This is a genomic window from Bradyrhizobium sp. 197 (assembly GCF_023073375.1).
Classification (GTDB): domain Bacteria; phylum Pseudomonadota; class Alphaproteobacteria; order Rhizobiales; family Xanthobacteraceae; genus Bradyrhizobium.
In genome coordinates this window covers 111,076-118,854 of record NZ_JADPJJ010000079.1, presented here as the reverse complement: position 1 = coordinate 118,854, position 7,779 = coordinate 111,076, and the positions used below count along the sequence as shown (strand labels likewise).

Sequence of the window (7,779 nt, the reverse complement as noted above, 5' to 3'; positions counted from 1 at the left end):
ATTTGGAATGCGGATTCTGGGGGCAGCATTTGGGGTTGGGCTGGCAGCTTGCTGCATCGCTCCCGCACGCGCACAGGTGCCCTCGATCAATCCCGGCGTGATCCAGAACGACGTCGACCGGCAGCGCCGGCAGCTCGAACAGCAGAGCGCGCCGCCGAAGCTCAACGGGCCGGCGGTGATCGGCGGTGAGCGGGAAAAGTCCCAGCTCCTGAAGCCGGGCGGCCCCAAATTCCGCCTGCGCAAGGTCGAGTTCGACGGCTCGAAGTTCATCACGCCGGCCGAGCTCGACGAGATCGCGAAGAAGTATGTCGGCAAGAACGTCGACATCGCCTCGCTGTTGCAGCTCGTCGCCGACATCAATGCCATCTACACCGAGCGCGGCATCGTCACGGGCATAGCGACGCTGCCCGAGCAGGATGCCAAGGGCGGCATCGTCCGCGTCAAGCTGACCGAAGGCCGGCTCCAGAAGACGACCATCGAGGGTAACAAGCAGACGCGCACCGACTACATCCTTCAGCGCGTGAAGGAGCCTGAAGGCGAGGTCCTCGACGTTCCACAACTCAATCGCGATGTGATCTGGTTCAACCGAACCAACGACGTGCAGATCAAGGCGCTGCTCCAGCCCGGCACGAGCTTCGGCCTGACCGATCTCCAGTTCGCGGTGATCGAGCCGCCGATCGACACCCTGCAGCTCTTCACCGACAACCAGGGCGCGGAAAACACCGGGCGTTGGGAGGGTGGGGCCTTCTACAAGCGCCACGGTCTGTTCGGCGTCGACGACCGCCTGACCTTCTACGGTGTCCGTTCCGACGGTAATCTCAACGGCAACGCCGCCTACAGCGTTCCGGTCAATCCCTGGGGTGGCCGCGTCGGTGTCAGCTACACCGAAGGCAAGATCAAGATCATCCAGGGCCCGTTCGTCGCGCTCGACGTCACCGGACGCTCAAGCCAGGCCGCGGTCAATTTCAGCCAACCGGTCTGGGTGACGCAGAACTGGCTGGTGCTGCTCAACGCCGCGGAGACCGAGGGCAAGACGGTCAGCCGCTTCGCCACGGTCGCCGTGACCCAGGATCATTACGACAAGGCCACGGCGGGCCTCTCGGTGACCAATTCCGGCAACACCTATTCGATCACTGTCTCGCCGGCCGTGAACTACATCGAGTGGCAAGACCATGTGCTTGGCAACAACCGCGCGTTCAACACCTATACCGGCTCGTTGATCGCGACCAGCGCCGCAGGCCCGGCGAATTTCAGCACCAATGTGCTGGCGAGCTGGCAATACACGCAGGAGAAGCTGCTGCCGGGCGACCAGATTTTTTCGATCGGTGGCCCCACCACCGTGCGCGGTTATCCCTCCAACTCGGCGTCCGGTGACAGCGGCTACTACTTCAACGCCGAGCTGCACTACAATTGGTCGCAATGGCTCAGGGGTTTCGACACCTACATCTTCACCGACTGGGGCGCGGTATATTCGACATTTCCCGGCATCACCGAACTGGGCTCGGTCGGCGTCGGCTTTTCCTGGACCTACGCGTCGTTCCTGACGTTCGAGGCCAATTACGCGACGCCGCTGAAGATGGCCGTCTCGACCCAGAACCACTACGAAGCCTATGGCCGCGTCATTCTCCGGCCGTTGTTGATGTTCCAGAAGCAGGAAAGCCCCGCGCCGGTGGCGGCAATTGCCGGCAGGAGCAAGTCGTAGCGCGTATGGGGGACGCGCTTAGCGTCGCAGCGTGAATTCTTCCGCGCCGTGGCGCTGCTCCCACTTTGCCTGTTCCAGCTCGGGCTGGTCGCACTCGAGTTCGGGATAGCCGATGCAGAGATAGGCGATGAACTTCCAGGTATCAGGCACGTCGAGAATGGCGTGGATGCGATCCGGATTGAGGATCGATACCCAGCCAAGCCCGATGCCTTCGGCGCGCGCGGCCAGCCACATCGCGGTGATTGCGGCAACCACGGAATATTCCGTCGTCTCCGGCATCGTCGCGCGGCCGAGGCCGTGACCGATGTCGCTGGCCTTGTCGGCGAACACGGCGAGGTGGCCGGGGGCCTGTTCGAGACCCGACAATTTCAGCGTGGCATAGCGCGCTGCGCGCTCACCGGCATAGGCATTCAGCGCGTCGGCGTTGCACGCTTTGAAGTCGTCGATCACGGCTCGGCGCCGTGCGGCGTCATCGACGATGACGAAGCGCCAGGGCTGGCTGAGGCCGACCGAGGGTGAGAGACAGGCCGTCTCGATCAGGCGATCGATGGCGCCGTCCTGCAAAGGATCGCTGCGGAAGCGGCGCACGTCGCGGCGCCACACGAATAGTTCGCGCAAGTGCTGACGGAAAGTGCTGTCGAACTCGACCATATGATCAGCCTCCCATCCGGAAGGATGCCGCCACCAGCAGAATGAGGATTTCGCCGCTCTGTTCGAACGCGCCGAGGATGTCGCCGGTTTGTCCGCCGATTTGGCGGATGGCAAGTCGCGCCAGCATCAGGCCGGCGACGGAGAGCAGGATCAGGCTGACGAGCGCCTTTCCCGGCCCAAGCGCAAGCCCAAGCGCGAGCGTTCCACCAGCGATGGCGATGGCGACGCTGCGGCCCGGCGGAGATCCCGCACTTGCCGACAAGCCGTCAGTTCGTGCAGGGGTGACCAGCGACATGAAGGCGGGCACGCCCGCGCGGGCAGCGATGTGCGCAGCGCACAGTGCGAGCATGACGGCCCACGGATTGGCGATCGCCGCGAGCGCGCTCCAGCGCAGGCCGAACGACAGGATCAGCGCGCAGACGCCATAGGTGCCGATCCGGCTGTCGCGCATGATCTCGAGCTTGCGCTCGCGCGTGCGGCCGCCGCCGAGCCCGTCGGCAGTATCGGCAAGGCCGTCCTCATGCAGCGCGCCGGTGATGAGGGCGGTCGCGGCCAGCGCGAGCAGGGCGGCAAGGTGCGGTGTCAGGCCGAACCGGCTGGCGATCGCATAAACCAAAGCGCCGGTAAGCCCGACGGCCAGCCCCGCAACGGGAAGCGCCCAGGTCGCGCGCGCGATGGCCCCGTCGCCCGCTGGCTTCGACGATGCCACCGGCAGGATCGTGACAAAGGACGCCGCGATCCTGAGATCGGCGATGATGTCCCGCAGAAGCTCGGCGCGCGGCGTCATTTCAGTTTCATCGGCAGGCCGGCGACAACGAACTCGACCTCGTCGGCCACCGTCGCGATGGTCTGGTTCATGATCCCGGCGGCATCGCGAAAGCTGCGCGCCAACGCGTTGTCGGGCACGATACCAAGGCCGACTTCATTGGTGACGAAGACGACGGGGCTCTTCAGGCGGGGCAAGGAGCCGGCAAGCTCTGTCATCTCCCGCTCCCAGTCGCGTCCCGCGTGCATGAGGTTGGAGAGCCACAGCGTCAGGCAATCGACCAGCCTTGCGCCGCCGCCGTCGGTTGCGACGAGCGCGGGCACGAGATCGAGCGGCACTTCGCGTTCCATCCAGTCGGTTCCGCGGCGCGCGCGATGCTTGGTGATGCGCGCCTCCATTTCCGCATCGAGAGCCTCGGCCGTTGCGACGTAGAACGGCTGCCCGGGAAAGGCGCGCGTGCGCATTTCCGCACGCTTGCTCTTGCCTGACCGTGCTCCGCCGGTGATCAAAATGACGGCCATAAAGTCTCCTGTCGGCCAGCACTAATCACCAAACTTGGGCAAAGACAAAGCCGAAATCCGCCAGCCGGGGGCTTGCGCTCCGGCCGGGGTTTGCGCAACAGGGGCGGGACAGGAGGCGTGCGTGGGTTTTGCCGGTGCGATGGTCGTGGCGATGGCGGTGGATGCCCTGTTGGGCTGGCCGTCGTGGTTGTTCGCGCGGATCGGCCATCCCGTCACTTGGCTGGGCCGGCTGATCTCTGCCATCGACAGCGCCTGGAATCGTGCGTCCGATCCGCCGGCGCTTCGCCGGGCCGCGGGCGTTGCCGGCGCACTCGTCGTGATCGCGCTCGCCGTCGCGCTCGGTTGGGCGCTTCAGTCCTTGCCTCCCTTGGGCTGGATCCAGGTCGTGCTGGTCGGCGTCCTGGCCTGGCCGCTGGTCGCCTTGCGCTCCTTGCTCGACCACGTTGCTGCCGTCGCAAATCCCATGCGGGCCGGTGATATCGCCGCCGCACGCGACGCGGTCTCGCGCATCGTTGGCCGCGATCCCCTGACGCTCGACGAGGCCGGCATCGCGCGCGCGGCGATCGAGAGTCTCGCCGAGAATGCATCCGACGGCATTGTCGCACCCGTGTTCTGGGGCGCGCTGTTCGGTCTGCCCGGCATCTTGGGCTACAAGGCGATCAACACGCTGGACTCCATGATCGGTCATCGCAACGAACGGCACGAAGCCTTCGGCTGGGCGGCGGCGCGCATCGACGACGTCGCCAATTTCATTCCAGCGCGGCTGACCGGGTTTCTGTTCGTGCTGCTTGCGCCACAGCGATCCGAGGCGTTGTCTTGCATGATGCGGGATGCACGCCGTCATCGCTCGCCGAATGCCGGCTGGCCGGAAGCGGCCATGGCCGGCGCGCTTGGTGTGCGGCTCAGCGGTCCGCGCATCTATCACGGCAGCACCACGAACGAGCCATGGCTGAATGAAGGTGCGCGCGATCCGCTCGCCGCCGACATCGGCACGGGGCTGATGGTTTATCGCCGCGCCATGCTGCTGCTCGCCGGAATCCTTGCGATCCTGGTCTTCGCGTGAAAGAACAGCGCATGCGCGAGCACGGTGGCAATCTCGATTTGGCCCAGCAGCGTTTCGGCGGTCGCGCCGAGGACTGGATCGATCTGTCGACGGGGATCAACCGCCTGCCTTATCCCGTGGGCGAGGTGAGCTCGCGCGCTTGGAATGCCTTACCGTCGCGATCCGAGATCGAGGCGCTGCATCAGGCGGCGCGGCACGCTTACCGCACCAGCGCGGCGGTCGCTGCGCTTGGCGGCGCCCAGGCCGCAATTCAATTGCTGCCGCAACTCGCACCACCCGGTCGCGCGCGCATCCTCGCGCCGACCTACAACGAATATGCCGGGGTCCTCTCGGCCGCGGGCTGGGAGGTGGAAGAGGTCAGCGCGCTCGAGGCGCTGACCGGCGCGGACCTCGCCATTGTCATCAATCCCAATAATCCCGACGGCCGGTGCCATCCGTCAAAGGATTTGCTGGAGCTGCTGCCGCGCGTCGGCCGTCTCGTCATCGACGAGAGTTTTGCCGATATGGACCCGCAACTGTCGCTTGCACCGGAAGCAGATCGGCCGGGGCTGCTGATCCTGCGCTCCTTCGGAAAGTTCTATGGCCTTGCCGGCCTGCGGCTTGGCTTTGCGCTCGGCAATTCGTCCGATATTGCCAGGCTCGCGGCGTTGTCGGGGCCGTGGCCGGTCTCGGGAGCGGCGATCGCGATTGGCTGCCGCGCTCTGCGTGACGATGCCTGGGCGGAAGCCACATCCGCGCGGCTCGCGCGAGACTGCGTTCGTCTCGACGCCATGGTGCAGTCGCAAGGCTGGACGCTCGTTGGCGGGACGCCACTGTTTCGTCTCTACGAGACACCCGACGCGCTCGCCGCGCAGGAAACGCTGGCGCGTAGCCAGATCTGGTCGCGCGTGTTCGCGCGAGAGCCGACATGGCTGCGCCTCGGGCTTCCGGGCAGCGAATCCGAATGGACGCGTCTGGCCGCGGCTCTAGCGCGCTAGCGCGAGCAGGCCGTCGACGTCGAGATGCTGCTCGATGTGATCGGCGAGGGCATCGAGCGCACTCTCGATCCTGGCGTGATACGGCTCGTCGCCTGCGGGAATGTCTAGCTTTGCCAAAAACGCCTTGCGGAAATCATCCGACCTGAAAAGGCCGTGCAGATAACTGCCTTGCACACGTCCGTCGCGCGAGATCGCGCCTTCCGGTTCACCATTCAGCTTTGCGAATGGCCGCGCGCGGTCGGGCCCGTCGGTGCGGCCGATGTGGATTTCGTAGGCTTCGATCGGCTGATCCGTCGCGGCATGCACGGCCGCGATGCGCGTCAGCGTCTTCTGCGGGCTCATCACCGTTTCTACGTCCAGAAGTCCGAGACCCGGTGTGTCGCCCGCGGGGCCCTCGATGCCATCGGGATCAGTGACGCTGTGTCCGAGCATCTGATAGCCGCCGCAGAGGCCGAGCACATGGCCGCCTCTGCGGTAGTGCGCCAGGAGATCGATGTCCCAGCCCTGCGCGCGCAGGAAGGCGAGGTCGCCGCGGGTGGACTTCGAGCCGGGAATGATGACGAGCCTGACGTCGCCGGGAATGGCTTCGCCCGGCCGCACCATCACGAGATCGACGCCAGGCTCGAGTTTTAGCGGATCGAGATCGTCGAAATTGGCGATCCGCGACAGCGCGAGACATGCGATCTTGCATTGCCCCGGCTTGCGCGCATCGCTCAGGCCCAGCGCATCCTCGGCCGGCAGCTCGCCGGCGCGCGTGAACCAGGGCAGCACGCCGAAGCCGCGCCATGATGTTTTCTGCTCGATCAGCTTGTAGCCGTCGTCGAACAGCGTGGGGTCGCCGCGGAACTTGTTGATGACAAAACCCTGGATCATCGCGGCATCGTCCGGGTCGATCACCGTCTTGATGCCGACGAGTTGCGCGATGACCCCGCCGCGGTCGATGTCGCCGACCAGTACCACCGGCACATCGGCCTTGCGCGCAAAGCCCATATTGGCGATGTCGGCCTCGCGTAAGTTCACCTCGGCCGGACTGCCGGCGCCTTCGACCAGCACGAGATCGGCGCGCACCTTCAGCCGCCCAAAGCTCTCCAGCACGGCGCCCATCAATGACGGCTTCATCGCCGCATATTCGCGCGCGCGCGCGGTCGCGATGCGTTTCCCCTGCACGATCACCTGCGCGCCGACATCGGTCTCGGGCTTCAGCAGCACCGGGTTCATGTCGGTGTGCGGCTCGACGCCGGCGGCGAGCGCCTGGAGCGCCTGGGCGCGGCCGATCTCGCCGCCGTCGACGGTCACGGCCGCATTGTTCGACATGTTCTGCGGCTTGAACGGGAGCACGCGCAGGCCGCGTCGCGTGAAGGCCCGCGCGAGGCCGGCGACGATGAGCGACTTGCCCACGTCCGAGCCGGCCCCCTGGATCATCAATGCGCGCGCCATCGCGTCGTGCTCAGAACTCGACGCCGGCTTGCGCCTTGATGCCGGAGCGGAAGGGATGCTTGACCAGCGTCATCTCGGTGACGAGATCGGCGATCTCGATCAGCTCGTCCTTGGCGTTGCGTCCCGTGAGCACGACATGCGTCATCGGCGGCTTCTGCGTAGCCAGAAAATCGACGACCTCGGCGATGTCGAGATAGTCGTAGCGCAGCGCGATGTTGATCTCGTCGAGCACGACCATGCGCAGGTTGTGGTCGAGAATTAGCTCCTTGGCCTTCTCCCAGCCGGCGCGCGCGGCGGCGATGTCGCGGGCGCGGTCCTGCGTCTCCCAGGTGAAGCCTTCGCCCATGGCGTGGAACTGGCAGAGGTCGCCGAAATGGCCGGTAAGCATGCGGCGTTCGCCGGTATCCCAGGCACCCTTGATGAACTGCACGACCGCGCAGGGGAAGCCGTGGGCGACGCAACGGACGATCATGCCGAAGGCGGAGGAGGACTTGCCCTTGCCGGCGCCGGTGTGGACGATGATGAGGCCCTTTTCACCGCTCTTGGTCGCTATGATCTTGTCGCGGGCGACCTTCTTCTTCGCCATTTTCGAGGCGTGGCGGGCGTCGGTCTCGTCGACCGTTTGGGTATCCGGTTCAGGCGTCATCGGACGGGGTCCTTCG

Annotated in this window: 8 protein-coding genes; 3 read left to right on the top strand and 5 right to left on the bottom strand. The window is 65.7% G+C overall.

What is annotated here, in order from left to right:
• Nucleotides 1-7 precede the first annotated feature (7 nt).
• A complete protein-coding gene (locus tag IVB27_RS19360) occupies nt 8-1,702 on the top strand; it encodes a ShlB/FhaC/HecB family hemolysin secretion/activation protein (RefSeq protein ID WP_247444918.1) in 1,695 nt (564 codons plus the stop codon).
• An 18-nt stretch (nt 1,703-1,720) separates the two neighbouring features.
• On the opposite strand, the gene bluB is transcribed toward IVB27_RS19360, so the two are convergent.
• Genes bluB through cobU form a run of 3 tightly spaced genes read right to left on the bottom strand, consistent with a single transcriptional unit; the run spans nt 1,721 to nt 3,640 of the window.
• A complete protein-coding gene (gene bluB, locus IVB27_RS19355; protein ID WP_247444917.1) occupies nt 1,721-2,353 on the bottom strand; it encodes a 5,6-dimethylbenzimidazole synthase in 633 nt (210 codons plus the stop codon).
• A gap of 4 nt (nt 2,354-2,357) precedes the next feature.
• Nucleotides 2,358-3,140: an adenosylcobinamide-GDP ribazoletransferase gene (gene cobS, locus IVB27_RS19350; RefSeq protein WP_247444916.1), complete on the bottom strand. Its 783-nt coding sequence runs from the start codon at nt 3,138-3,140 to the stop codon at nt 2,358-2,360.
• Nucleotides 3,137-3,640 carry a bifunctional adenosylcobinamide kinase/adenosylcobinamide-phosphate guanylyltransferase gene (cobU, locus tag IVB27_RS19345; RefSeq protein WP_247444915.1) on the bottom strand — a complete coding sequence of 168 codons (504 nt, stop codon included), beginning with the start codon at nt 3,638-3,640 and terminating at the stop codon, nt 3,137-3,139. Before cobU ends, cobS begins: the two co-directional genes overlap by 4 nt.
• 121 nt (nt 3,641-3,761) lie before the next feature.
• On the opposite strand from cobU, the gene cbiB reads away from it, so the two are divergent.
• The gene (gene cbiB / locus IVB27_RS19340; RefSeq protein ID WP_247444914.1) at nt 3,762-4,703 is read left to right on the top strand and encodes an adenosylcobinamide-phosphate synthase CbiB; all 942 of its coding nucleotides are present in this window, start codon (nt 3,762-3,764) and stop codon (nt 4,701-4,703) included.
• An 11-nt stretch (nt 4,704-4,714) separates the two neighbouring features.
• The gene (gene cobD, locus IVB27_RS19335; protein ID WP_247444913.1) at nt 4,715-5,680 is read left to right on the top strand and encodes a threonine-phosphate decarboxylase CobD; all 966 of its coding nucleotides are present in this window, start codon (nt 4,715-4,717) and stop codon (nt 5,678-5,680) included.
• Here the strand turns inward: cobD and IVB27_RS19330 are convergent.
• A complete protein-coding gene (locus IVB27_RS19330) occupies nt 5,669-7,117 on the bottom strand; it encodes a cobyric acid synthase (RefSeq protein WP_247444912.1) in 1,449 nt (482 codons plus the stop codon). The two genes, cobD and IVB27_RS19330, sit on opposite strands and share 12 nt — an antisense overlap.
• 10 nt (nt 7,118-7,127) lie before the next feature.
• The gene (gene cobO / locus IVB27_RS19325) at nt 7,128-7,763 is read right to left on the bottom strand and encodes a cob(I)yrinic acid a,c-diamide adenosyltransferase (RefSeq protein ID WP_247444911.1); all 636 of its coding nucleotides are present in this window, start codon (nt 7,761-7,763) and stop codon (nt 7,128-7,130) included.
• Nucleotides 7,764-7,779 lie beyond the last annotated feature (16 nt).